The 21,029-nt window shown below is 71.0% G+C and carries 21 protein-coding genes; 7 read left to right on the top strand and 14 right to left on the bottom strand.

What is annotated here, in order from left to right; genetic code table 11:
- Positions 1-18: 18 nt before the first annotated feature.
- Entirely contained in the window at positions 19-1,518 is a 1,500-nt protein-coding gene (locus tag ACIBZJ_RS32695; RefSeq protein WP_395936542.1) for an AI-2E family transporter, read from the bottom strand.
- A gap of 185 nt (positions 1,519-1,703) precedes the next feature.
- Between ACIBZJ_RS32695 and ACIBZJ_RS32690 the strand changes: the two genes are divergently transcribed.
- Complete coding sequence (locus tag ACIBZJ_RS32690) at positions 1,704-2,381, top strand: hypothetical protein (RefSeq protein ID WP_395936540.1); 678 nt, start codon at positions 1,704-1,706, stop codon at positions 2,379-2,381.
- A gap of 54 nt (positions 2,382-2,435) precedes the next feature.
- Here the strand turns inward: ACIBZJ_RS32690 and ACIBZJ_RS32685 are convergent, their stop codons facing one another.
- Positions 2,436-3,149, bottom strand: a complete 714-nt coding sequence (locus ACIBZJ_RS32685) for a winged helix-turn-helix domain-containing protein (RefSeq protein ID WP_395936538.1) — start codon at positions 3,147-3,149, stop codon at positions 2,436-2,438.
- A gap of 233 nt (positions 3,150-3,382) precedes the next feature.
- On the opposite strand from ACIBZJ_RS32685, the gene ACIBZJ_RS32680 reads away from it, so the two are divergent.
- The 3 genes from ACIBZJ_RS32680 to ACIBZJ_RS32670 all read left to right on the top strand — a co-directional run bounded on the left by ACIBZJ_RS32680 (position 3,383) and on the right by ACIBZJ_RS32670 (position 5,419).
- The gene (locus ACIBZJ_RS32680; RefSeq protein ID WP_395936536.1) at positions 3,383-3,862 is read left to right on the top strand and encodes an acyl-CoA thioesterase; all 480 of its coding nucleotides are present in this window, start codon (positions 3,383-3,385) and stop codon (positions 3,860-3,862) included.
- Complete coding sequence (locus tag ACIBZJ_RS32675; protein WP_395936534.1) at positions 3,859-5,148, top strand: hydroxyacid-oxoacid transhydrogenase; 1,290 nt, start codon at positions 3,859-3,861, stop codon at positions 5,146-5,148. Before ACIBZJ_RS32680 ends, ACIBZJ_RS32675 begins: the two co-directional genes overlap by 4 nt.
- Before the next feature lie 85 nt (positions 5,149-5,233).
- A complete protein-coding gene (locus tag ACIBZJ_RS32670) occupies positions 5,234-5,419 on the top strand; it encodes a hypothetical protein (protein WP_395936532.1) in 186 nt (61 codons plus the stop codon).
- A 52-nt stretch (positions 5,420-5,471) separates the two neighbouring features.
- Here ACIBZJ_RS32670 and ACIBZJ_RS32665 read toward each other — a convergent pair whose 3' ends face one another.
- The 7 genes from ACIBZJ_RS32665 to ACIBZJ_RS32635 form a co-directional block, all read right to left on the bottom strand.
- Entirely contained in the window at positions 5,472-6,782 is a 1,311-nt protein-coding gene (locus ACIBZJ_RS32665) for an NAD(P)/FAD-dependent oxidoreductase (RefSeq protein WP_395936530.1), read from the bottom strand.
- Between the two features lie 49 nt (positions 6,783-6,831).
- The gene (locus tag ACIBZJ_RS32660; protein ID WP_395936528.1) at positions 6,832-8,313 is read right to left on the bottom strand and encodes a fused MFS/spermidine synthase; all 1,482 of its coding nucleotides are present in this window, start codon (positions 8,311-8,313) and stop codon (positions 6,832-6,834) included.
- Positions 8,314-8,325: 12 nt separating this feature from the next.
- Positions 8,326-9,060, bottom strand: a complete 735-nt coding sequence (locus ACIBZJ_RS32655) for a DUF4230 domain-containing protein (protein WP_395936526.1) — start codon at positions 9,058-9,060, stop codon at positions 8,326-8,328.
- Positions 9,061-9,151: 91 nt separating this feature from the next.
- Entirely contained in the window at positions 9,152-10,294 is a 1,143-nt protein-coding gene (locus ACIBZJ_RS32650; RefSeq protein WP_395936524.1) for an MHYT domain-containing protein, read from the bottom strand.
- Positions 10,295-10,585: 291 nt separating this feature from the next.
- Complete coding sequence (locus ACIBZJ_RS32645) at positions 10,586-11,491, bottom strand: MHYT domain-containing protein (RefSeq protein WP_395936522.1); 906 nt, start codon at positions 11,489-11,491, stop codon at positions 10,586-10,588.
- A 128-nt stretch (positions 11,492-11,619) separates the two neighbouring features.
- Positions 11,620-12,282 (bottom strand): response regulator, encoded by a 663-nt coding sequence (locus ACIBZJ_RS32640; protein ID WP_395936977.1) that lies wholly within the window; start codon positions 12,280-12,282, stop codon positions 11,620-11,622.
- An 8-nt stretch (positions 12,283-12,290) separates the two neighbouring features.
- Positions 12,291-13,784 carry a sensor histidine kinase gene (locus ACIBZJ_RS32635; protein ID WP_395936520.1) on the bottom strand — a complete coding sequence of 498 codons (1,494 nt, stop codon included), beginning with the start codon at positions 13,782-13,784 and terminating at the stop codon, positions 12,291-12,293.
- Between the two features lie 208 nt (positions 13,785-13,992).
- Here ACIBZJ_RS32635 and ACIBZJ_RS32630 point away from each other — a divergent pair, with 208 nt between their 5' ends.
- Both ACIBZJ_RS32630 and ACIBZJ_RS32625 read left to right on the top strand, forming a co-directional pair.
- Complete coding sequence (locus ACIBZJ_RS32630; RefSeq protein WP_395936518.1) at positions 13,993-14,547, top strand: DUF1707 domain-containing protein; 555 nt, start codon at positions 13,993-13,995, stop codon at positions 14,545-14,547.
- A gap of 156 nt (positions 14,548-14,703) precedes the next feature.
- A complete protein-coding gene (locus ACIBZJ_RS32625; RefSeq protein WP_395936516.1) occupies positions 14,704-14,931 on the top strand; it encodes a DUF397 domain-containing protein in 228 nt (75 codons plus the stop codon).
- A 63-nt stretch (positions 14,932-14,994) separates the two neighbouring features.
- On the opposite strand, the gene ACIBZJ_RS32620 is transcribed toward ACIBZJ_RS32625, so the two are convergent.
- Positions 14,995-16,215 carry a hypothetical protein gene (locus ACIBZJ_RS32620; protein WP_395936514.1) on the bottom strand — a complete coding sequence of 407 codons (1,221 nt, stop codon included), beginning with the start codon at positions 16,213-16,215 and terminating at the stop codon, positions 14,995-14,997.
- 84 nt (positions 16,216-16,299) lie between these two features.
- Positions 16,300-16,902 carry a DedA family protein gene (locus ACIBZJ_RS32615; protein ID WP_395936512.1) on the bottom strand — a complete coding sequence of 201 codons (603 nt, stop codon included), beginning with the start codon at positions 16,900-16,902 and terminating at the stop codon, positions 16,300-16,302.
- A 210-nt stretch (positions 16,903-17,112) separates the two neighbouring features.
- Here ACIBZJ_RS32615 and ACIBZJ_RS32610 point away from each other — a divergent pair, with 210 nt between their 5' ends.
- On the top strand, positions 17,113-18,588 hold the full coding sequence (locus ACIBZJ_RS32610; protein ID WP_395936510.1) for a glutamate--cysteine ligase: 1,476 nt from the start codon (positions 17,113-17,115) through the stop codon (positions 18,586-18,588).
- On the opposite strand, the gene ACIBZJ_RS32605 is transcribed toward ACIBZJ_RS32610, so the two are convergent.
- From ACIBZJ_RS32605 to ACIBZJ_RS32595, 3 genes are all read right to left on the bottom strand, one after another.
- Positions 18,490-19,389, bottom strand: coding sequence for a lysophospholipid acyltransferase family protein (locus ACIBZJ_RS32605; RefSeq protein ID WP_395936508.1), 900 nt, complete (start codon positions 19,387-19,389; stop codon positions 18,490-18,492). The two genes, ACIBZJ_RS32610 and ACIBZJ_RS32605, sit on opposite strands and share 99 nt — an antisense overlap.
- Positions 19,386-20,111, bottom strand: coding sequence for a GNAT family N-acetyltransferase (locus ACIBZJ_RS32600; RefSeq protein WP_395936506.1), 726 nt, complete (start codon positions 20,109-20,111; stop codon positions 19,386-19,388). The genes ACIBZJ_RS32605 and ACIBZJ_RS32600 overlap by 4 nt, the downstream gene beginning before the upstream one ends.
- A 76-nt stretch (positions 20,112-20,187) precedes the next feature.
- Positions 20,188-21,009 (bottom strand): DUF2470 domain-containing protein, encoded by an 822-nt coding sequence (locus ACIBZJ_RS32595; protein ID WP_395936504.1) that lies wholly within the window; start codon positions 21,007-21,009, stop codon positions 20,188-20,190.
- Positions 21,010-21,029: the final 20 nt, after the last annotated feature.

The following is a 21,029-nucleotide window of genomic DNA, read 5'->3' as shown; positions in this document are numbered from 1 at the left end:
TCTCCCGCGTCTCCGGTGTCACTCCGCGGTGACCCGCTTCTCGTCGTCCTCCGGCGGCTCCGGCGGACGCGATTCCGGCTCCGGCTCCGGGTCCGGTTCCGGCAACGCCGGGGCCGGAGCCGACACCGAGCCGTCGGCGTGGTGCGGTGCGTCCTCACCCGAGCGCGGCGGCATCGGCGGCGCCGGTGCGATCGGGATCCGCGCCATCGCCACCGGATCGTGGATCGGGTGTTCCTCGACGTCGTACCGGCGGATGTACGACCCGACGAACGTCTGGCTGATCGCCGCGAACGGAATCGCCAGCACGGCGCCGATCGGCCCGAGCACGGCGGCACCGGCCAGCACGGCCCCGAACGCGACCGCCGGATGCAGATCGAGCGTCCTGGCCGTGATCCGCGGCTGCAGCAGATAGTTCTCGACCTGCTGGTAGATGATCACGAACACGAGCAGGATCAGCGCGTCCACCGGGTCGGCCACGAGCGCGACGATCAGCGGGAGCGCAGCGGCCAGATACGTACCGACGGTCGGGATCAGCTGCGAGACGAGCCCGACCCAGAGCGCCAGCGCCACCGAGTACTGGATGCCGAGGATCGACAGCACGATGTAGTGGGCCAGGCTCGACACCAGCGCGAGCACCAGCCGTGAGTACAGGTACCCGCCGGTCTTGTCGACGGCGATCTCCCAGGCCCGCATCACGTCCCGCTGGCGGGCCGGCGGCAGCACCGAGCAGAGCGACCGCCGCACCCGGGGCGCGTCCGCGCAGAGGTAGTACCCGAACAGCAGCACGGTCAGCGTTTGGAACAGGACGCCGAGCGCGCTGGTACTCAGATCGACCGCGTTGCTCGCGAGCCCTTCGGCCCAGCGGCGGAGCGGCCCGTCGCTGGCCGTGAACTGGTCCTGGATCTGCTGGATCGAGATGTGCGTGTCGAACGTGCTGTTGAGCCAGTCGACGCTCAGATCGAGGTACTGCGGGAACCGCGCCGACAGCGTCGTGACCTGGGACACCAGCAGCGAGCCGACCGCGACCATGAACCCGGTCAGCGCGGCCAGCACGACCAGCATCGTGACGCCGGTCGCGGCCCCGCGCTTCCAGCCGCGCCGGGCCAGCCAGTTCACCGCGGGCTCGAGCGCGAACGCCAGGAACTGCGCCAGCAGCAGCAGCCCGATCAGGTCACGCAGGCGGCCCAGCAGCCACCAGGTCAGCACGAAGCCGGTGACGGTCAGTCCGGCCACCACGAACGCGCGCGGCAGCCAGCGCGGCATCTGGTCGCTACGGCGGCGCTCCCCCGGCGTGCGGTGGGCCCGGTCGTGATCCGGCCGGCCGAAGTTGGGGTCGCCGAGGTCGTCGACCGATGCCGCGCGCCGCGGATCGGGCCGCTCCGGCGATTCGGGAGCCTCCGGCGTGCCGGGGTCCGGGGGCCCGCTCCGGTGCCGGCCGCCCGGGCGTCCGGCCGCTACCCGCTGCCAGACCCCACGGGCGTAGCCGGGAAGAGCGAGCCGACGCTCGCGCTTGGCCATCGCCCGCTCCTTCTGCCGTGTTCAACGAACTCACAGGATAGGGCGGCCACGCTCACCGGTTCCGGCGGAGGCCGCCCCGGACCGGAGCCGACGCCAGGGACCATGCCCGCGCGTGCCGATGGTTGCACCTCAGAACACGCGATGGGTCTGACAGGAACTTGTGAAGGATGACTTAGACTGACCAAATGGTTCTCTACGTCACGATGGTCGCTCTGGCGGTCGCCGTCGCCACCACCGTCATTTCGGGCAACCCGAAACGGTCGGCGATCGTGCTCGCGACGATCGGTTCGGCGCTCTGGTCGGCCGCCGCGGCCGGTCTGGCGATCGTCAGCGGCGTCCCGATCGTGCTCGTCGCATTCGTCGGTGCCTCGCTCGGCTACGCCGTGCACCGGCTCACCCGCCGCGCGCTGGAGACCCGCCCGGAATCCCCGGACCGAGCCCTGATCCTGTTCGGACGTCGGCGCGACGCGCACCGGTCGCTCAAGACCCGGCCTGCCGGAGCGTCCGACATCACGCTGACGCTCAACACGATCCGGACGCTCGACCTGGCCGAATCCGCACGTCAGCCCCTGCACTGGTCGGTGATCGCGGCGATCGGCACCACCGCCACCGCACTGGAGGGCTACTGGGCCTACCAGCACCTGATCGCCGGTGGCGGAGTGTTCTCCGACCTGCCGGCGCTGGCCGGGTTCACGGTCGGGGCAACGCTGACGGTCGCGCTCACCGGGGTGGCCGGGCTGGCCGTGCACATGCGGACGACCCCCCGGGCCGACCCGACGCCGCAGGCGATGCCGGCGCCGAGCGACATGGAGACGATCGCGTTCACCGCGATGCCGACGCCGAAGGCGCTACGCCGCCGGTAAGCAACGTTCACACGAAGGGGTCAGCGTTCACGGACGCCGGCCCCTTCGGTCGTCTCAGGCGCGGTCGTGCAGAACCGCGACCCGCTCGGCCGCGTCGAGGCGGTAGCCGACGCCACGCACGGTGGAGATCACCGGGCCGGTCTTCTCGATCTTGGCCCGCAGACGCCGGATGTGGACGTCGACCGTGCGCTCGCCGCAGATGACCTGGTGGCCCCAGACCAGCCGGAGCAACTGGGGACGATCGAACACCCGCCCGGCGTGCTCGGCGAGGAACAGCAGCAGATCGAACTCCCGCCGGGTGAGCGAGAGCGCCTCCCCGGCGAGCAGCGCGACCCGCCGCTCCGGATAGATCTGCAACGGCGCGACGGACGCGGCCACGACCGGCGGCACCGCCGGAACCTCGGGCCGACGCGGTGCGGGTGCGACGAACGTCGGCAACTGCACCGGAGCCGGCTGTCCCGGCGCCGACCGAGCCTGCGCCGGCTGAGCCTGCGCCGGTCGGGACGTCGTCCCGACCGAACTCAACGCGGGCCGGGCGACACGCGGGGCACCGGCGCCGATCTGGAGGCCGACCGAGGCCGACACCACGACGCCGGACGGGTCGGCACCGGCCGAATCCAGCAAATCACGGATCTCGCGGGCCAGCCGCGTCGCGGCCTCCAGCGCATCGCTGCCGCTGACCGCGACCTCGACGACGATCGATGCGGACGACGACCCACCGGCGGGCCGGGCCTTTCGTCGCTGCGGGGAAAGGGATTGAACGCTCATCGGTCTACTCCTGACGAGTGGGCGGGGTCGCTTAGGTCAGGAGCGCCGACACCAGGCACTGGAGGCGTGCCCGAAGTCGATGTGGAGGCGACTGGTGAGGTACCAAGCGTCGCTCATGACGCCAGTCTTTCAGACCCGGGTCGAGAAAACAATTCCTATCGGCACAGTAGGTAAAGCTCGCCCGGCGGAATTGCCGATATCCCGCACCGCACGCATCAGGGCACGATAGGCGCATGCCGAACCGTCCGACCCGAGCCACGTTCCCGGTGCTCCGTGACGTCCCGACCCGCTGGTCCGACAACGATCACTACGGCCACGTGAACAACGTCGTCTACTACTCGTACTTCGACACGGCCGTGAACGGATGGCTGATCGAGGCCACGGGCTGCGACATCCGGGAACTGCCGGCGATCGGGCTCGTCGCCGAGACGTCCTGCCGGTTCTTCGCACCCGTCGGGTTCCCGGACCGGCTCGAGGTCGGTATCGGCGTGGCCCGGCTCGGCCGGTCCAGCGTGGTGTACCGGCTCGCGGTCTTCCGCGAAGGTGACCAGGAGGCCGTCGCGCTCGGGCGGTTCGTCCACGTCTATGTCGACGGCGGCTCGCGGCGCACACTGGACATTCCGGTGGTCCTGCGCAGCGCGCTGGCACCGCTGGCCGAGAAGAGCGCTCCGCTGTTCGAGGCGGCCGATCTGCTGGAGGGGAGTCGTCGATGACCGACCTGCGAACCGAGTCCGTGTTCACCTGGGGTGCACCGCCGTTGAAATTCGGGCCCGGGGCGGCCGACGAGGTGGGCTACGACGTGGCGCGGCTCGGCGTCCGCCGGGTGCTCGTGCTGACCGATCCGCGGATCGCCGCCACCGGCCTGCCTGCCCGCATCGGGGAGGCGCTGAAAGCGGCCGGAGTGGACTACGCGGTCTACGACCGGGCCCACAGCGAACCGACCGACGAGAGCCTGCGCGCCGCGGCCGCGGTCGCGGCGGAGCTCGCCGGCGAAACCGAATTCGACGCGTTCGTCGCGGTCGGCGGCGGGTCGGTGATCGACACCGGCAAGGCGGTGAACCTGCTCAGCACGTCCGGTGGCGACCTGATGGACTACGTCAACAAGCCGGTGGGCGAGGGTCTGGCTCCGCGCAAGCCGCCGAAACCGTTGATCGCGGTCCCGACCACGGCAGGCACCGGGTCGGAGAGCACCCCGGTCTGCGTGCTGGACATCCTCGGGCTGAAGGTGAAGTCCGGAATCAGCCACCCGTCGCTGCGCCCGGTGCTGGCGGTCGTGGACCCGCTGGTCACGCTGTCACTGCCGGCCGCGGTCACGGCCGCGTCCGGAATGGACATCGTCTGCCACGCGCTGGAGTCGTACACCGCGCGGCACTACACGACGTTCCTGCGTCACACCGCCGACACCCGGGTCGCCTACAACGGTGCGAACCCGGTGTCCGACACCTGGTCGGAAAAGGCGCTGGAGCTGGTCGCCCGCAGCTTCCGCCGGGCGGTGCTGGTCGGCACCGACCTGAACGCGCGCACGGACATGATGATGGCGGCCACGTTCGCCGGGATGGGCTTCGGCAACGCAGGCGTCCACCTCCCGCACGCCTGCGCGTACCCGATCGCCGGGATGGTGCGCGAGTACCGCCCGGCCGGCTTCGACGCCGACCACGCGATGGTGCCGCACGGCCAGTCGGTCTCGCTGACCGCTCCGGCGGCGTTCCGGTTCACGTTCCCGACCGATCCCGACCGGCACCTCCGGGCCGCGTCGCTGCTCTCGGGCGGGGCGGCGACCGACGCCGCTCCGGTCGAGCGTCTGCCCGAAGCGCTGATCGCGCTGATGCGCGACATCGGCATCCCGTCCGGCGTGGCGGCCGTGGGGTTCACTTCGGACGACGTGGGCGCGCTGGTCGAGGGGGCGCTCAAGCAGCAGCGGCTGCTCAGCGTGTCGCCACGGACGCCCGCCGCCGAGGATCTGGCGGGCATTTTCGCCGCATCGATGGAGAACTGGTAGCCCCGAGTCAGGGGCAAAGTTTCACGGGTGTCGCGGCGGGGAACTGGGGGCGCAGTGTAACTCCTAATCCCCCGAGGAGCCCTGCATGTTTGCCATCCTGGCCGCGATCACGTTCGGGATCTTGTTGTTCCTGGACCTGATCGACAAGCTTCCGGTGAGCGACCTGTTCAACTGGAACACGCTCGTGGCGCTGGGTCTGCTGTTCATCGCTCTGCACATGTGCGGCTTCGGTACGGCGTACCCGGCCCGTTGGCGAGGTCGTCGCCGCTGAAACTAGGTGGTACCGATGCCCGGTGGCCCGTCAGCCACCGGGTATCGGCATGTCAGTGCGCGCCGCTGGGACGTTCCACACCGGACGCCGTGTCGAGCGGCACCGAGGTACCCCGCACCAGGCCGAGCTGGCTGACCTGCCGCCGGAACGTGGCGTCGAGGATCCAGTCGGCCACCACCCGCGGGTGGTTACCCGGCATCGCGAGCAGGTGGTAGCCGCGGGTGACGATCTTGGCCGGGAACCCCGACAGCGGGATGCCCAGCGGGTTGGCCGCCGCCTTGGCCCCGCTCAGGTCGACGACGAACCCGAGGTCGTGGTGCTTGTACTCGGCCGCGACGCCGTACCCGAGCGACGCGGCGACGTTCTTGCCCACCTGGACTCCCTGACGCTGCGCGTGCTGCGCGGTCATCGCCGTGATCTCCCCCGGCCGGGTCAGGTCGGGCACCGCGGCACTGTCGCCGGCTGCGTACACGTCCGGATGGTCGGCGACGGACAGGTAGGTGTCGACGGTCAGCCGGCCGGACTGGGTCGGCAGGCCCAGGCTCTCGATCAGCGGGTCCGGCCGGACGCCGACGCACCAGACCAGCGTGCGGGTCGGCACGAACTCGCCGTCGCTGAGCTTGACTCCGTCGTCGGTCGCCTGGGCGACCGACGTCTTCATCCGGACCTCGACCCCCCGCTTGCGCAGGATCTCGTCGGTGGCCGTCGCGAGCCGCGGGTCCAGCCCGGGCAGCACGGTCGGGGCCAGGTCGAGCAACAGCCAGCGGCACCGCGCCTCGCGCAGGTTCGGCAGCCGGCGCATCGCGGCCTCGGTGAACAGCTGCCCGGCCGCGGCCACCTCGGTGCCGGTGTAACCGGCGCCGACGACGACGAACGTGGTGCGGGAGGCCCGCTCGATCGGGTCGGGGGTATTGCTGGCGATCTCCATCTGACGGATCAGGTGATCACGCAGGTAGAGCGCTTCGGCGATGCTGCGGAAGCCGTGCGCGTGGTCGGAGACGCCGGGCACCGGCAGCAGCTTGTTGACGCTGCCGGGAGCCAGGATCAGCCGGTCGTAACGGATCGAGCCGCGTTCGTCCTCCGGGCCTTGGAAGTACACGCGGTGCTCGTCGGTGTCGATGCCGTCGACCTCACCGAGCACGAGCCGCACCCCCTTGGCCGCGTTCAGGAGGGGAACGGTGATGCGCCGGGGCTCGAGGACACCTGCCGCCACCTCGGGGAGCAGGGGGAGGTAGAGGAAGTAGTCGGTCGGGTTGACGATCACGACTTCTGCTCGGCCCTGCGTCTGGCGCAGAGCGGTCTTGGCTGCGTGCAAGCCGGCGAAACCGGCCCCCACCACAACGATCCGCTGTCGGGAATCCACTGCGGCTCCTTCGGGCTCGGTGATACTTCCGCTTACCCCTGATAGACCGTCATGAACGGTACGGCGTGACGAGTTGATCGACCGGGGCGTAGTCGTCGGTCAGGACGTCCGCGTCGCCGACGAACCGGGTGAGCTCGCCCCCGGACTTGATCCGCATGCCCTCGAGCCGCGGTGCCAGTGCGGTCAGCGGGAGCGGGGTGCGCGAGGCCAGCACGACCAGGTTGCCGCCCGCCCCGGTGAACGCGTCCGGCTCGGCGATGAGCGCGACGTGCGGGAACGTGGCCGCGATCGTCGCGACCTCGGCCCGGACGAACGCGAGCCGGCCGTGGTCGATCAGGTTCACCGCGTACATCCCGGTCGGCTTCAACGTCCGGTCGACCTGCTTCACGACCTGGGTCGTCGCGAGGTGCCACGGCACCGCGACGCCGCCGAACGCGTCGCCGACGACGAGGTCGTAGTTCCCGGCCGGCGCGGCGGCGAGACCGACCCGGGCGTCCTCGACCCGGGTCCGGATCCCGTCGCCCTCGCGCAGGCCCAGCCTCGAGCGGTCGAGCTCGAGGACGCCGGCGTCGATCTCGTAGACCAGGCTGCTGCTTCCCGTGCGGACGGTCGCCAGGTAGCGCGGCAGCGTGAGCCCACCGCCGCCCAGGTGCAGCGCTTCGACCGGGGTACCGGCCGGGCGGAACACGTCGGTGGCGGCCGCGATCACCTTGAGGTACTCGAACCGCAGGTAGGTCGGATCGGCCAGGTCCACGTAGGAGTGGCGCAACGTGTCGAGCCGGAGGGTCCGCCCGGTGGGACGCTCCGGGTCGGTGGTGACGCTCGCGCAGTGGTACGCGGTCTCCAGGTCACACGGGTCCGGCGCGACGGTGGTGGCACCGACGCCGAGCAGCGCCAGCACCACCGACCCCACCACCTGCCGGTTGACGCCCCCACGGCTCACCCGGAGGACGACGAGCCCGGCCAGCACCAGAACAGCACCCAGCCCGGTCAGGATCACCGTGGTCGGCACCATCGCGACCAGCACGAACCCGGTGCCGAACGTCGCCACGATCGACCCGACCGTGCCCAGCCCGGACAATCGGCCGACGATCGTCCCGGTCTCGTCGAGGCTCGCGAGCCGGGCCTTCACGACGACCGGTGGCACCGCCGAGAGCAGCGCGGCCGGCGCGAAGACCGCCGCGAACGCCACCAGCAGGACGCCCGACGCGTCCTCGCCCCGGACCAGCTCACCGACGAAACGGACCAGCGGCGTCACCACGAACACCAGCGCGCCACCGCCGAGCAGCAGCGGGCCGAGCAGGACGGTGGGCGGCAGCCGGTCGGCCGCGGCGCCACCGATCCAGGCGCCGACCGCGATCGCGCTCAACGCGACCCCGATCACCGCGGTGTTCGTCTCCAGCGTCACGCCCACGTACGGCGCGATCAGCCGCAGGCTGAGGATCTCGAGTACCAGCACGGCACCGGAGGCGAGAACGACCAGAACTCCGGCCAGTCCCGCCCCCGGCTGCCACCTCTTGTCGTCGGTCACCTGCTCATTGGATCAGGTGGCGCTGAACGTCACCGTGACGGTCGTGAACCCGAGCGACTTGAACAACCCGGTCAGCAGTGCGCGGGTGTTGTCCTGCGCGCGGCTGGACAGGTCGGTTTCCTTCGCCGCGTCCCCGATCTTGGCCTCGGCCGCTTTGTAGACGTCCGCGAGCTTGTTCGGGTCGTCGGTGAACAGCGACTTGAACCGGTCGATGACCCCGCGTTCCTGGGCGAAGACGTAGCTCTTGTCCTGGTCGAGGTTCACCTTCTCCAGCGCCGGTGGCGGCAGGCGCAGCGAGACCGACTTCCGGTCCTCCGACATCGTGAGCGCGTCGCTGGTCACCCCGGAGAAGTCGACGTAGGCGTCGACCGTGCCGACGCCGACGAACAGCGTCCGCTGACCGGCGATCGCTTTCGGCACGTACTTGGTGTCCTTCTCCAGGTCGACGACGACCTGGAACGTGCCGGTGGCGGCCTGGAAGCGCGCCAGATCCTGGATCGACTTCAGGACCACCGGGCCGCTGCGGTCGACCGTGCTCTGGGCCAGCGGGCGATCGTCGCTGTTCCACCAGGAACAGGCGCGGAACGACCCGACGCCGACCAGAACGATCACCGCGAGCAGGATCAGTCCCCAGATCCGGGACCGTCGATCCACTCGGCGGTCGGCCTCGGGAACACCTACCGGCAGTGGACGCGTCGGCTTCGTGGACTCGGACTCCTTGAGTCCGGACTCGTGCTCGTGGGGCATGGTCGCTCACCTCACCCGGTCGTCGGCCGGCTAGGTCACCGGCCGGTGACAGTGTGGAGCTACCCGTCAATGGGCCCGAACGAACACCGGCTCACGTCCAAGGGTCGGACGCGTGCCTCCGCCGCGGGGGTTCGGCGGAGTCGGTCTCGGCCCACGGGGAGGAATTCGGCCCCGGCTGCGGCGCAGGGGTCTGACGCAAGGCCTCCCACCGCGACGGCTCCGCCGGTGCGCCGTTCGTCGACCCGTACGGAGTGGCCTGCGCGCCGCCGGCATTCGCGCCCTGGCTACCGGCACCCGGCCAGGAAGGGCCGTCCGACGGCCCCGGGGCCGTCGGCACCGGGTTTCCCGACGGGCCTCGCCCGGCGCCGCCTCCGGACGGGTTGCGTCCCGCGCCCAGGCGTTCGGCCGCGGACGCCTGGGCGCCACCGCGCACCGCGCCGGCCACCTGCGCCGAGTGCGCGCCACCGCCGGCCGTCGCCGGTGCCGGCGTGCGGGGCGTCCAGAGGTCGCTCTGGAACGTCTCCGCGGTCACCGACCGCTGGCGGGCCTCCTCCGCCCGGGTCTCCTCGTCGATCGGCGCGGAGAGCGCCGAGTACAGGAGGACGACCACGATGATTCCCGACACACCGGCGATCACCGGCAGCGCCGTCGTCACGTCGACGCCACTCATCGAGCTGTGCATGGAGTCGAGCTTCACCCGCGAAGCCGCCATGCCGACGTAGTGCATCGCGGTGACGGCGACGCCCATGATCAACGCGGCTCCGCTGATCAGCCAGAGGTTGCGTGCGACGATCGTGAACCAAAGCGCGGCGGTGGCCGCGACGACCGCGATCAGGATCGACAGCGCGACCAGCTTCGGGTCGTACCCGATCGTGCCGTCGATCCGCATCGCCGCCATGCCGGTGTAGTGCATGACGTTGACGCCGAGACCGGCGAACAGACCGCCGGCCAGCACCCGCCACCACCGCATCCGGCCGGTCCCCAGAATGATCAGCCCGATCCCCACGACGACGATCGCGAGCAGCGCGCTCAGGATCGTCGGAAGGACCGCGAACCGCACGTCGCTCCCGACGACCGCGAAGCCGAGCATGGCCAGGAAGTGCATCAGCCAGATGCCGGTGCCACCGATCGCCAGCGCGCTGAGCGAGAGCCAGCCGAAACGTTTCCGTGACGTGCGGGCCTGGCGCCCGCGGGCGGTGCAGACCAGCCCCAGGAGTGACCCCAGAACTGACACACCGTAAGCAAGAGTGGGCGTGAGCCACCCGTATGCGAAGTGATGGACCTCGGCCACCGGAAAACCTCCCGAAAGGGCTCTGCGGCCAAAAACGCTCGCTCACCACAGGAGGTTTCTCAAGACCCAAATCGGACCAACTCGGACGGTACTGAACCGATTACTGGTTGCATGCACTCCACGACAATTTGGAGCGTCGTTCACACCGTAAACACCCCCAACCGTGCGGGTTCCGGCCACCTTGCGCGTTGAGCGCTAGATCACTCCGGGATACCTATTAGCCCGCTTTAAACGCTAACGCGGCACGAAGGCGCCACTCGCGGTCGACTCCGACGGATCCCCGTCACGGAGGGTCAGATGTCCGCGGAGTTGCGTGCGCATCGTCGCGCGGGTCGGCCGGGCCATCGGCGGCGGCATCTGCTCGTCGCACTCCTGCAGCAACCGGACGGTGAGTGCCTGTGCGGCCCGCTCCTCGGCGGCCGGTGCGGAGAGCGTCGCGTAGAGCAGCGCGATCAGCACCGTCCCGACGATCACCGCGCTCGGGATGAGCAGCGTCGTGACGTCCACACCCTCGACCCGGCCGTTGACGCTGACCTCGCGGACCGACGCCGCGAACATGCCGGTGTAGTGCATCCCGGTCACCGCGATCGCCATGATCGGCGAGGCCGCGGCCAGCGCCGGGCGGCTCTTGATCACGATCGTGAACCAGAGCGCGACCGTCGACGCCACGATCGCGATCGCCACCGACGACACGACGAGCACCGGGTCGTACTCGACCGCGCCGTCGAGCACGCGCATCGCGGCCATACCGGTGAAGTGCATCCCGGCGACGCCCAGCCCGGTCATCACTCCCCCGGCCAGCACTTTCACCAACGACGGGCGTCCGAGGCCGACCAGGAAGATCCCGACCGACACGATGCCCACCGCCATCAGCGCCGACAGAGCGGTCAGCGCCGGGTCGTAGAACACGAACGTGTTCGAGACCGTGAAACCCAGCATGGCCAGGAAGTGCATCAACCAGATGCCGGTCCCTCCGATCGACACCGCGCCCAGCGCGAGCCAACGCACCCGCCAGGAGAGCCGGACGGTCTCTCGTGCTCTCGCGGTACAGATCAGCCCGAGGAGACATCCCAGGACCGAAACCGAATACGCGAGCACCAAGGTGATCAGGCCGTATGTGAAGTGATGGACATGGGCCACGAGCCCGCTCCTTCGCCCCGGTGCGCCCCCGAGTTACGAACCGGGGCATCGTGACCCAATGCCGACGGTGCTCGCAATCCGCGACGGACATCTCACACAGGGCGGTACGAACTAGGGCCCGCGAACGTTTACGCAGTACGCGGGCGCACCAGGCCGGTTTCGTAGGCGAGAACGACCAGCTGCGCCCGATCGCGCGCGCCCACCTTGGCCATCGCCCGGCTCACGTGCGTCTTCGCGGTCGCCGGAGACACGACCAGCCGATCGGCGATCTCGCCGTTCGACAGCCCGGCCGCCACCAGCACGACGACCTCGCGCTCGCGGTCGGTCAGCACGTCGAGGTCGGCGGTCGGAGCCGGTCGGCGCAGCTGTCCGGCGAACTCCGCGATCAGCCGCCGGGTGACGCCCGGCGAGAGCAGCGCGTCGCCGCGGGCCACCACCCGCACGGCCTGCACCAGGTCGGCCGGCTCGGTGTCTTTCACCAGGAACCCGCTGGCGCCGACCCGGATCGCCTCGAACACGTATTCGTCCAGGTCGAACGTCGTCAGGATCACGACTCGGGTGGCGGTCAGCCGGGCGCTCGCGGTGATCCGCCGGGTGGCCTCCAGCCCGTCCACGCCGGGCATCCGGATGTCCATCAGCACGACGTCCGGTGTCAGCGCGTCGGCCAGCCGGGCGGCCTCGGCGCCGTCTTTGGCCTCGCCGACGACGGCGATGCCGCTCTGCGCGTCCAGTAGCGCGCGGAAACCGGCCCGCACCAGAGCCTGGTCGTCCGCCAGCAGGACGCGGATCAGCGCCTCGGTCACGACTCGTCCAGCGGGAGCTCGGCGCGGATCCGGAATCCGCCGTCGGGCCTCGGCCCGGCCTGCAACGTCCCGCCGACCGACTGGGCTCGCTCCCGCATGCCAGGTATCCCGTTTCCGCCACCTTCCGGTGACTCGTCGATGTCGAGATGGGCGTCCGGCGGCTCCGCGTCCGCGCCGCCGGGCCCATTGTCGTCGATCTGGACGACGAGCAGGTCGTCGCCGTAGTCCAGCGTGACAACGGCGGGGACCGGCCCGGCGTGCCGCCGCACGTTCGTCAATGCCTCCTGCACGATCCGGAACGCGGCCAGATCGATCCGGGCCGGCAGCGGCCCGGCCGGTTTCCCGATCGTCTCCACGGTGACGTCCACGCCGGTGTGCCCGGCGCCGGCCAGCAGGTCGTCGAGCCGGTCGAGCGTCGGGGTCGGCTGGCGCGGCGCGTCCTCGTCGACGCCGCGCAGCGCGTTGACCGTCGCGCGCAGCTCGACCAGCGCGTCCTTGCTGGACTGCTTGATCGCGGCGAGCGCGGCCCGCAACTCGGGCTCGGTGGCCGCCTCGGCCCGGGTGTCCATCAGATGCAGGGCGACGCCGGACTGGACGTTGATCAGCGAAAGATGGTGGCCGAGCAGGTCGTGCACCTCACGGGCGATCCGCAGCCGCTCGTCGGAGACCCGGCGGCGCTCGCCCTCCTGCTTGCTGCGCTCGGCCTCGACCCGGCGGGCCCGGTACTCCTCGGCCCGCTCCCGGGCCGCCCGACCGGCCTCCGTGCCCACCAGCACCAGCGCCGTCCAGAGGATGGCCGCGATGAGCCCACCGATCGGGACGCCCGGCCCGCGGCCGATCGTCGACTCGGCCACCAGGAAGGTCCCGTACCCGGCCCCGAAGATCGTCCACGCCACCCAGCGGCGGCTGGCGAGCAGGACCGCGCTCAGCGCCACGACCTCGGCCAGGAACGCCGGTCCGGGTGGATAGCCGAGCAGGTAATAGGCCGACATCACGACGCTGATTCCGATCGCGACCAGGATCGGCGCCTTCTTGCGGGCGCCGAGCAACAGCGGGCCGGCGACGGCCAGCGCCCAGCCACGGAAGTCCAGCGGGACGTAGCCGTTCAGCGCCGAGGCAGCGAGCAGCGTCCCGAGCACGGTCAGGATCAGGATGCCGAAGGCCGCCCCACCGGGGTGCCGTTCACTGCGGTTCTCCCAGCTCCAGGTGTGGTCCATGCGCCGTTGCTCGCGCTCACCCCAGCGCTGGGCCTGCTGCTCCCAGCGCCGGGCGTGCCGCTCCCACTGCTCGGTCTGGCGCTGCGCGTGCCGCTCCCACTGCGCTGCCTGCCGGTCGGCGTGCCGCTCCCAGTGCCGGGGGTCCCAGGGTCGGCGGTGGTGCCGCCGGTGGCGGTCCGCGTTGGCTTCCCATCGGGCTTCCCAGCGCGAGTCCCACCGTTCCCGGGGACTCCTGGACTCCCGGGGTTCTCCGGGCTCGCGCGGGGTGGTCATACCTGAAGACCGTAGGGCAGTCGGTGGGCCTGGTCATCGGCCTGCGGTGGCCGTACACGTACACCCACGGGAGTACGTGCCCGCCTCCGCCTGCGCCCGACGGTGCAGCCCGGGCGCCGCCCGCCGGCCGACGCGACGGCGCCCTGGGGCGCCGACCATTGAGAGCGTCGGCACCTCACCCCGCCGGCCTCGATGAACGGAGAGCCCCATGTCCGCCGACCAGACCCCACCGCAATCCGGCCGGATCCGATCGTCGTCGGTCGAGCGGGAGCGGATCGTCTCGATCCTGCGTGCGGCCGCCGAGGCCGGCCTGCTGTCGCTGGACGAGGCCGACGAGCGGATGGCGGCCTGTTACGCGTCCCAGTACCGCGACGAGCTCGCACCGCTGGTCGCCGACCTGCCCGACGGCGGCCGGGGCCTGATTCCGCCGGACCCCGAGGAGCAGGCGCGGGACCGCCGCGCCGAGCGGGACGAATTCGGGCGGCACTTCGGATTCGTGTTCGTGGTGAGCGCGGTCCTGGTCGGTATCTGGGCGCTCTCCGGTGCCGGAATCTTCTGGCCGGCCTGGCCGCTCGGGTTCCTGGCGTTCACTCTCCTATTTCACGCTAAGCATCGGAGGCGTCGCCGCGAATGGCGCGAGCGCCTACGCTCCGGAGCCGTCCCGACCGACTTCCGGCCGTACTACCGTCACCACGGTCATCCGTGTGGGCATCATGGACGGGCCCACCGGTGGGCCGAGGAACACAGCTCCCGCTCCTGGTAGATGTGGCTGACCGGGTCGGCCCCCGCCGTCTTCACGTTCTACGCGGGGAGGTCAGCGCACGTGCGTCCGAGGGCACAACGCGGCAGTGACGCGCGGTGTACCCTCTCGGCGTCAGCCCCCATCAATGGTTACGGGGCGTACATCACCGGAGGGACCATGCCCGACGTCGACCTCTCCGACGCCGTGTGGCTGCGGAGCTCGCGCAGCGTCGAAGACGAAGGCCCGACCGTCGAGGTCGCGTTCGTCGGGGACCAGATCGCGGTACGTGACTCGACCGAGCCGGAGGCGGTGCTGCTCTTCACCCAGGGAGAGTGGGACGCGTTCCTGGCCGGCGTGAACGACGGCGAATTCGATCTCGACGAAGACGGTCAGCTCGCCAACTGAGCTGCACCACATAAGAGAAGCGGTGGGCGTTCGACCGAACGCCCACCGCTTCTTGTTGCGCGCTCAGCTGTCGGCGCTCACCCGGGGAGTCGTGGAGGCCACCGACGGACCGGTCGGGTGCGGGCCGATGCCGTTGTTCGGCCGCGTCCCGAGCTGCTGGGTACCGGACTGCGGCTGGGTACCGGGCTGCTGGCCGCCGGGTGCGGCGATGCGCTGAGTCGTCGCGGCGGCCGGATCGGCCTGCTGCGGGGTCTGACGCTGAGCCTGCTGCGCCGGAGCGGTAGCCCCGGCCGGCGCAGCTTCACCCTTTAAGGTCTCCTCGGGCTCCTCCTCGCCGAACAGCCCGGCGGCACCGCCGGTGAGCCGGGCGACGGCCTCGCGCAGCCGGGTGATCTCCTGCTTGATCTGCTTGCGGCGCTGGTCGAGCTCGGCGACGATGCGGCGGGCCTCCGCGACCATCTGCTCGGCCTCGGCCTTGGCCTTCGTACGGATCGCCTCGGCCTCGGCGCGGGCATGCGTGATCGTCTGCTCGGACTGGCGGCGGGCGGCGTCGGTGGCGCCGCGGGCGGCCTCGTCGGCCTTGCGGCGGACCTCCGCGGACTGCGCGTCGGCCTTGGCCAGCACGTCGGCGGCGTGCTTCTCGGCCTCGCCGCGCACCCGGGCCGAGAACTGGCTGGCGTCGTCCTGGACCTCGCGGGCGTGCGCCTTCGTCCGCTCGCGGAGGTCTTCGATCTCACGCTCGGCCTGGGCGCGGAACTGTTCGACGTCGTGGCGCGAGGCAGTGGCCTGCTGCTCGGCCTCGGCGACCAACTTGTCGGCGTGGGCGGTCTTCTGCGCGTATTCGGCCTCGATGGCCTCCCGGCGCTCGGCGAACGCCTTCTCGACACCGGCCTTGACCGCCTCGATGTCGTGCTCGGCCTTGGCCCGGGACTGCGCGGCGTCGGCCTCGGCGCGGGCCCTCACCTCGGCGGCCTCGTCTTCGACCATCGCGAAGATCTGCTCGACCCGCACGCCCAGGTGCTTGTACGACGGCTTCTCGGTGGGCGTCCGGCGCGAAGCGTCCACCATCTGGGTCTGCAGATCACTGACCTGCGCGGCCAGCGCGTGATTCTGCGCGAGCGCATCGTCGCGGCGGGCGGCGAACTGGGACAGTTCACTCTCGAGCTGGGCGATGTACCGGTCGACCTGGCGTCGGTCGTAGCCGCGGAGAGCGAGGTCGAACGTGACCTCTGCGGTTGCCGGATCGCTGAGGGTGAACAGATTCTGCTCTTCGCCGTTGGCCATGCTTTCTATCCAAACACGGCCGTCCAGGCTTGCCGGACCGCACTGCGGCGACGCGCTGACCAGCGTCTACCTCACGGTGCGTAGCTATCCGTTCCGGTGCCGACGCGACCGCCGGGAGGCGAGGCCACGTTTGCCGACAAAGACCGCCACAGCGATCACGATCGCCCCGATCACCACGGCGTTGAGGACGTCGCTGTAGTCACCCACGGTGGTCCACCGAGAGCCCAGAACGTAACCGAGAACCACGAAAATCGTGTTCCACAAACCGCTGCCAATTGTTGTATACAGCGCGAATCGGCCCAGTGGCATGCGCTGGACCCCGGCCGGGACCGACACCAGGCTCCGGACGACCGGAATCATCCGGCCGCCGAGCACCGCGGCCCGGCCGTGCCGATCGAACCAGCTCTGGGCGCGGTCGAGGTCGCTCTCGTCCATCAGCGGCAGCCGGCGCAGCCAGGTGCGGATCCGCTGCTCACCGAACGCGGCTCCGAGCCAGTACAGCGCCAGCGCACCGAGCACCGAGCCGGCCGTCGCGGCGAGGATCACCGTCACCAGGTCGAGCCGACCGGTCCCGGCCAGATAACCCGCGAGCGGGAGGATGATCTCACTGGGTACCGGCGGGAACAGGTTTTCCAGCAGCACCAGCAGTCCGACACCGAACGGACCGAGGAGTTCGACCACATCCACGACCCAACCGGACAAACCGCTTAGCTGGTGGGGCTCGTTCGCGGCCACTGCGGGGACCATTTCTGCCACGCCGTGCACACCTTTCACCTGATCGAGCATTCGCAGTTCGCAACGGCTCACCCGGTGCGATGGTTCCTTGTCAGGGGGTTCTCACCGGAGCAGTACGGGTACCGGCCATCGAAGACCGATGCCTTGACCGAGGGGAGACGCATGGGTCGCGACGTACCGGCAGTCGAATTCACCCGCGAGGACCGCCGTCGTTATCGCGAGAAGGTCCGCGCCAGCCTCGACGTGCTGGAACAGATGCTGGCCGAGTCCCGGTTCGACTTCGACCGCCCGCTGACCGGGCTGGAGATCGAGCTGAACCTGGTCGACGCCGACGGCCGCCCGGCGATGCGCAACGCCGAGGTGCTCGGCGTCATCGCCGACGACCAGTGGGCGACCGAGATCGGCCAGTTCAACCTCGAGATCAACCTCCCGCCGCGGCGGATCGCCGAAGACGGCGCGGGCGCGCTGGAGAAAGAGGTCCGGGACGCGCTCAACCACGCCGACGAGAAGGCCAGGACGGTCGGCGCCCAGCTCGCGCTGATCGGGATCCTCCCGACGCTGCGCGAGTCGCACGTCCGGCCCGACACGATCTCGGCGAACGACCGCTACCGGCTGCTCAACGAGCAGATCTTCGCCGCTCGCGGTGAGGACCTGCCGATCCGGATCGACGGCGTCGAGCGGCTGGACACCTACTCCGACAGCGTGGCGCCCGAGGGCGCGTGCACGAGCGTCCAGTTCCATCTGCAGGTGAGCCCGGCGACGTTCGGCGCGTACTGGAACGCTGCCCAGGCGGCGGCCGGTGCCCAGGTGGCGCTCGGCGCGAACTCGCCGTACCTGTTCGGGAAACACCTCTGGGCCGAGACCCGGATCCCGCTGTTCGAGCAGGCCACCGACACCCGCTCGGACGAGCTGAAGGCGCAGGGCGTGCGCCCGCGGGTCTGGTTCGGCGAGCGCTGGATCACGTCGGTCTTCGACCTGTTCGAGGAGAACTCGCGGTACTTCCCGGCGCTGCTGCCGCTCTGCGACGACGAGGACCCGGCCGCCGTACTGGCGGCGGGCAGCACCCCGTCGCTGGCCGAGCTGACGCTGCACAACGGCACGATCTGGCGCTGGAACCGGCCGGTGTACGCGGTCGTCGACGATCGTCCGCACCTGCGGGTCGAGAACCGGGTGCTGCCCGGCGGGCCGACGGTGGTCGACATCGCCGCGAACATGGCGTTCTACTACGGGCTGATCCGGGCGCTGGTCGATTCCGAGCGGCCGGTCTGGAGCCAGATGTCGTTCGCGGCCGCGGCGGAGAACTTCCACGCCGGTGCGCGGGACGGCATCCACAGCAGGCAGTACTGGCCCGGAGCCGGCGAGGTGCCGGTCTCCGAGCTCGTACTGCGCCACCTGCTCCCGCTGGCGGCGGAGGGTCTCGACGCCTGGGGTGTGTCGGCCGAGGAACGCGACCGGCTGCTCGGCGTCGTCGAGGGACGCTGCCTGACGCACCGGACCGGTGCCGACTGGCAGGTCGCGACCGTCGAGAAGCTGGAGCGTTCAGGCCTCGACCGCGACGAGGCGCTCCGCCGGATGACCGTCGACTACCTCGGGCTGATGCATTCGAACGCGCCGGCGCACACCTGGCCGGTCGACTGACTCGTGCACCAGGCGGCCGGCCTCGTCCGCGAGGTCGCGCCGGTCGCCCACGGGTGCGACGGGCGGGTGGCAGCGCACGTCCGCGGAGAGCCCGCGGGCGCGCGCGACCCGCCACACCGACGCGACCAGCGGGTCGTCGCCGACGAACGCCGGGGTGGTCGACGTCCGGCCGCCGGCCCGGTACCGGATCGTGATCGGCTCGATCGGTGCCCCGGCCTCGATCGCGGCCTGGAACAGCGCCGGGCGGAACCGCCCGCCCTCGGCGCCGCACCACGTCGTGCCCTCCGGGAACGCCACCACCCGGGCGCCGTCCGCGAGCGCGGCCCGCACGTCGGCGACCGCGTCGGGCAGCGTCCGGAGCCGCACCCGGTCGATGAAGATCGTCCGGGCGCGGACGGCCAGCACACCGAGCAGCGGCCAGTCCCGCAGGTCGGCCCGGGCCACGATCCGGCCCGGCCGGTACGCGCCGAGTACCAGGACGTCCAGCCAGGAGACGTGGTTCGCCACCACCAGCGAGCCACCGGCGGGGCCGGCCGGAACCGGTCCGGTCACCCGGACCGACACCGCCCACAGCAGGGCCCGGAACCAGCCCTGGACGACCGCGGTCCGCTGCGCCCCCCGGAGCACGGGGCAAACGACCGCCAGCGGCAGCGCGCCGAGCAGCACCCCGAGCACGCCGAGCAGCCGGGCGACGGCCACCGGAAAGGGCGCTCGTCGTTCGTCCGCATCAAGACAGCGAACCGCGCACGGCGAGAACGGCGCCCACGGCGGCCCGGCGACCGCGGCGGAATGCCGTGTCATGCGCCCGAACCCAGGAACCGGCGCATGTACCGCTCGTCGACGTCGGCCATCGACAGCAGCACGAGGAAGTCCGCGGTCCCGAACGCGGGGTCGTGCGCGGGCGGACCGCAGACCTTGGCGCCGAGCCGGAGGTAGCCGCGCAGCAGCGGCGGGATCATCGAGGCTCCGGGCGCGCCCTCGCGGGCCGGCCACGGGTGCAACGGCTCGACCCGAAGATCGTCCGGCGCGAGGTGCTTGGCCTGGATGACCGCCCAGGTCGAGGCGGCGGCGTCACCGCCGTCGAAGAGCGGCACCGAGGCGCAGCCGGCCAGCCACTGGTGGCCGGACAGGTGCATGTAGCGCGCGATCCCGGCCCACATCAGGCCGATCACGGCGCCGGAGCGGTGGTCGGGGTGGACGCAGGAGCGACCGGTCTCCACCAGTTCCGGACGGAGGTGCGCGAGCCGGTCGAGCCGGAACTCGCCGTCGGAGTAGAGCTCGGCGCTCCGGCCGGGCGGCAGCATCCGATAGGTACCGACGCACGCGCCGGTGCGGTCGTCGCGGATCAGTAGGTGATCGCAGAGCGAATCGAATCGGTCGGTGTCGATACCGACCCTCTCGAGCTCAGCGCCGAGCTCGAGGCCGAAGACCTGGTAGCGCAGCTCCTGAGCTGCACGAACTTCCGCCGGTTCGGTGGCGAGGACCACCGAGTATCCCGCTGAGACGACAACCGGTGTGGGCATGCCCGAGGTGTACTGCCGCGATGGCTTCGGGCGTAAGGAACGCATGCCCGGACTGGAGTGGACATTCCGTAAACAATCAGTGGGCGTGCGTCTCCGGGGTGTGCTGGTGCGACTCCGGACGGCAACGGCAGCAGGCGAGCAGGTGGAACACCTCGGCCAGCTCGCGCAGGTCGGCGATCGGGTGGCGGAAACCGGCCCGGATCCAGCGTTCCTCACCGTCCACGTCGACGCCGAGCGTCAGCCCGTAACGGTCGAGGCGCAATGCCCGGGCGCTGTCGGCCCCGGGAATCGCGGTTTCCCTGGCCTGGGCACAGAGCTCGGAGAGCAGGTCCTCGTGGTGGTCGGCCAGGTCGGCCAGCAGCTTCTGCTCGTCGGCTCCGAACGGATCGGGCTCGGCGTCCAGGAAGGCGTCGACGTCGACATCGACGCGACGGAGGCCGTCGGGCTCGGTGCCGGGGGCGTCGTAGCCGGGGGTGGCCCACTCGATCTCGGCGAGGTCGAGCCGGTAGAGAACGCTGCCGCGGCCGACGTCGAGCAGCTCGCCGACGGGGCTGACCTCGGCGAAGTCCATCGCCGCCCGGTGGGACGAGACGCCGGACAGGCGGGTCGCCCAGCCGGACATCGTGATCCGGCCGTGCCACGGGCTGCTGGGTACCGGCTGCCGGTCGGCGATCAGCAGCTGCGCCACCGCGTCGCCGTCGGCGGCCACCGGGCGGAGCGCGCGGTCGACCGGGCTGTCCTCGGCCAGCAGCAGGAGGACGCGGCCCATCCGGTCGGTGACGTGGGTCACCGCGAACTCGGTCACGGGGCGGCCGTCGAGGCCGCAGTCGGTGCGGACCCGGGCCGGCAGGTGGCCGGCCGCCAGCGTACGGGCGATCTCCGCCGGAGTCGGTTCCATCGGGCCTCCAGTTTCGGTTA

It is taken from the genome of Cryptosporangium sp. NPDC051539 (genome assembly GCF_044454545.1).
In the GTDB taxonomy this organism is placed as follows: Bacteria; Actinomycetota; Actinomycetes; order Mycobacteriales; family Cryptosporangiaceae; genus Cryptosporangium.
This window is presented reverse-complemented; position numbering and strand designations above follow the sequence as displayed.

Excerpts from the sequence above, each read along its gene's own strand:
- ACIBZJ_RS32695 (WP_395936542.1), bottom strand. The coding sequence starts at position 1,518 with ATGGCCAAGCGCGAGCGTCGGCTCGCTCTTCCCGGCTACGCCCGTGGG.
- ACIBZJ_RS32690 (WP_395936540.1), top strand. The coding sequence starts at position 1,704 with ATGGTTCTCTACGTCACGATGGTCGCTCTGGCGGTCGCCGTCGCCACC.
- ACIBZJ_RS32685 (WP_395936538.1), bottom strand. The coding sequence starts at position 3,149 with ATGAGCGTTCAATCCCTTTCCCCGCAGCGACGAAAGGCCCGGCCCGCC.
- ACIBZJ_RS32680 (WP_395936536.1), top strand. The coding sequence starts at position 3,383 with ATGCCGAACCGTCCGACCCGAGCCACGTTCCCGGTGCTCCGTGACGTC.
- ACIBZJ_RS32675 (WP_395936534.1), top strand. The coding sequence starts at position 3,859 with ATGACCGACCTGCGAACCGAGTCCGTGTTCACCTGGGGTGCACCGCCG.
- ACIBZJ_RS32670 (WP_395936532.1), top strand. The coding sequence starts at position 5,234 with ATGTTTGCCATCCTGGCCGCGATCACGTTCGGGATCTTGTTGTTCCTG.
- ACIBZJ_RS32655 (WP_395936526.1), bottom strand. The coding sequence starts at position 9,060 with ATGCCCCACGAGCACGAGTCCGGACTCAAGGAGTCCGAGTCCACGAAG.
- ACIBZJ_RS32635 (WP_395936520.1), bottom strand. The coding sequence starts at position 13,784 with ATGACCACCCCGCGCGAGCCCGGAGAACCCCGGGAGTCCAGGAGTCCC.
- ACIBZJ_RS32630 (WP_395936518.1), top strand. The coding sequence starts at position 13,993 with ATGTCCGCCGACCAGACCCCACCGCAATCCGGCCGGATCCGATCGTCG.
- ACIBZJ_RS32625 (WP_395936516.1), top strand. The coding sequence starts at position 14,704 with ATGCCCGACGTCGACCTCTCCGACGCCGTGTGGCTGCGGAGCTCGCGC.
- ACIBZJ_RS32620 (WP_395936514.1), bottom strand. The coding sequence starts at position 16,215 with ATGGCCAACGGCGAAGAGCAGAATCTGTTCACCCTCAGCGATCCGGCA.
- ACIBZJ_RS32610 (WP_395936510.1), top strand. The coding sequence starts at position 17,113 with ATGGGTCGCGACGTACCGGCAGTCGAATTCACCCGCGAGGACCGCCGT.
- ACIBZJ_RS32605 (WP_395936508.1), bottom strand. The coding sequence starts at position 19,389 with ATGACACGGCATTCCGCCGCGGTCGCCGGGCCGCCGTGGGCGCCGTTC.
- ACIBZJ_RS32600 (WP_395936506.1), bottom strand. The coding sequence starts at position 20,111 with ATGCCCACACCGGTTGTCGTCTCAGCGGGATACTCGGTGGTCCTCGCC.
- ACIBZJ_RS32595 (WP_395936504.1), bottom strand. The coding sequence starts at position 21,009 with ATGGAACCGACTCCGGCGGAGATCGCCCGTACGCTGGCGGCCGGCCAC.